General features: G+C 57.1%; 2 protein-coding genes and 1 pseudogene. All 3 read left to right on the top strand.

Annotation, left to right across the window (positions count from 1 at the left end):
- A partial coding sequence (locus F8N49_RS28140) for a hypothetical protein (protein ID WP_218574938.1) occupies positions 1-271 on the top strand: 271 nt, incomplete at its 5' end.
- Between the two features lie 510 nt (positions 272-781).
- A pseudogene (locus tag F8N49_RS28730) lies at positions 782-1,555 on the top strand (PAS domain-containing protein); the annotation flags it as partial.
- A 6-nt stretch (positions 1,556-1,561) separates the two neighbouring features.
- Positions 1,562-2,101, top strand: a complete 540-nt coding sequence (locus F8N49_RS28725; protein WP_223259141.1) for a methyl-accepting chemotaxis protein — start codon at positions 1,562-1,564, stop codon at positions 2,099-2,101.
- Positions 2,102-2,195: the final 94 nt, after the last annotated feature.

The following is a 2,195-nucleotide window of genomic DNA, read 5'->3' as shown; positions in this document are numbered from 1 at the left end:
CGTGTTCAGCAGCGGCCACAGCGGCTCAGCCAGGGGGGCGATGTGCAGTTCGGGCATGGTGTTTGAGCAACATAATCAAGGGCCGGGGATTATAAGCGCCTTCTGTGCGGCAATAGGTGGTATACCCAGTGTTACATCCCTTGTAAGTGGAGCATGCATCATGGCCAAAGGTATGGATTCAAAGAAAGCCGCGAAGAAGAAGCCGGCCAAGACCGCCCTCGAAAAACGCGCAGAGAAGAAAGCCAAGAAGGTCGACATCTTCGGCCATTAAGCAATCCCTACGGGAGCCCGTTTCGCGGGCTTCCGCTTCGCTGGCGAAAACGCCCGTTTTCACCACACTGTTTCCCGCGCTGAACCGTTTCTTGTGCAAAAAATGCCAGATACTGGCCGACTAGTGGCCTTGCGCCCGGCGTCGGGATGGCTATGCTTTGCAGGTAACTAACCATGTCGACCGTCATGCCAACAGGGCGGCGGTGCCAGGTTGGTCCGTGATTCATGCTGCCAGAGTGCGCAATCCAAGGCACCGACACTGAACCAACAAGGAGCGTCATCTAAATGGAAGTTCTTCTACGCGTTAGGGCTGGCCCGCTTGCGGGCTATCAAGAAAAGGATGTCTTGATCAGAGCGTCGCTGCAGGGACCCTCCGATTGATCATCATTTATCACCTGACAACTTCCTCCCGTGGAGGAAGGCGTGTGCCTGTTCTGTGGAACGTAGTGATGGATCTTGCAAGACCTGAACTTTCATCAAATCAAAAGAACGCGCGGAAGGTGATACAACCATGTTCAACCTACATCACAAGGCTGACCTGCGGGAAATCGAGCGTTTCAGCTGTGCGCTGACCGAGGCCAACGCGAAAATAGAGGCAATCAGCCGCTCGATGGCGATGATCGAGTTCACTCCGGACGGCATCGTTCTCGACGCCAACGAGAACTTCTGCAAGACCATGGGCTACAGCGCCGATGAAGTGCGCGGCAAACACCATCGGATCTTCTGTGAAGAAAGCTTCTACCGCAGCGAGGACTACGCGAAGTTGTGGCGCGACCTGGCCCGTGGTGAACCGCTCAGCGGCACGTTCCTGCGTTTGAACAAAAGTGGCCGTGAGATCTGGCTTGAAGCCAGTTACATGCCGGTGTTCGGGCCCGACAAACAGGTCAGAAGTGTGATCAAGGTTGCGGCGGACATCACCGCACGCATCAACAAAGAACATGAAGAAGAAGCCATGCTGGCGGCGATAGGTCGTTCCATGGCGGTGATCGAGTTCACTCCCGAAGGCCATGTCATCCGCGCCAACGACAACTTTCTGCAGACCATGCAGTACGCGCACCCTGAAATTGTCGGCCAGCACCACAGCCTGTTCTGTCACCGTGCCGAAGCCGAATCCGCGCAGTACAAGGCGTTCTGGGCTTCGCTCAATCGCGGCGAATATCACTCGCACCGTTTCGAGCGCAAGAACAAGTCCGGGCAGATGGTTTATCTGGAAGCCTCGTATAACCCGCTGTTCGACGCCAAGGGCCGCTTGTACAAAGTGGTCAAGTTCGCCAGCGACATCACCCGGCAGATGACCACCCTGCAAAACGCTGCGGAATCGGCCCACAGCACCTCGGTACAAAACGACGCCTGCGCGCAAAAAGGCTCACAAGTCGTGCAGCAGACCGTGCAGATCATTCAGGACATTTCCCGCGATCTGAACGAAGCGGCGGTGAGCATCGATGCGGTCAGCAAACAGTCGGACATCATCGGCACCATCGTCCAGACCATTCGCGGCATTGCCGACCAGACCAACCTGCTGGCACTCAATGCCGCGATCGAAGCGGCGCGGGCCGGTGAGCATGGGCGGGGTTTTGCCGTCGTCGCCGATGAGGTGCGCAGCCTCGCCGCGCGGACCAGTCAGGCCACTCTGGAAATTGTCGACGTGGTGCGCAAGAACCACGACCTGTCGCTGAGCGCGGTATCGAGCATGCAGTCGAGCCTGAGCCGAACCGGGTTGGGCGTGGAACTGGCGAACGAGGCGGGCGAGGTGATCCTCGAGATTCAGCAGGGCTCGCGACATGTGGTGGATGCGATCAGCCAGTTCAATGAGACGTTGCAGTTAAATTGAGCTGTTTCAACATCACCAATAACCAATGTGGGAGCGAGCCTGCTCGCGAAAGCGTTGTGTCAGCCAGTACATGCCTTTCTGACACGGCGCCTTC

Origin of the sequence: Pseudomonas sp. GXM4, assembly GCF_008923895.1 — a bacterium.
GTDB classification, from domain to species: Bacteria; Pseudomonadota; Gammaproteobacteria; order Pseudomonadales; family Pseudomonadaceae; genus Aquipseudomonas; species Aquipseudomonas atacamensis.
Note: the sequence above shows the minus strand (reverse complement) of the source record. Positions and strands in the feature narration are given on the sequence as shown.

Coding starts and splice junctions, on each gene's coding strand:
- F8N49_RS28725 (WP_223259141.1), top strand. CDS start 1,562: ATGACCACCCTGCAAAACGCTGCGGAATCGGCCCACAGCACCTCGGTA.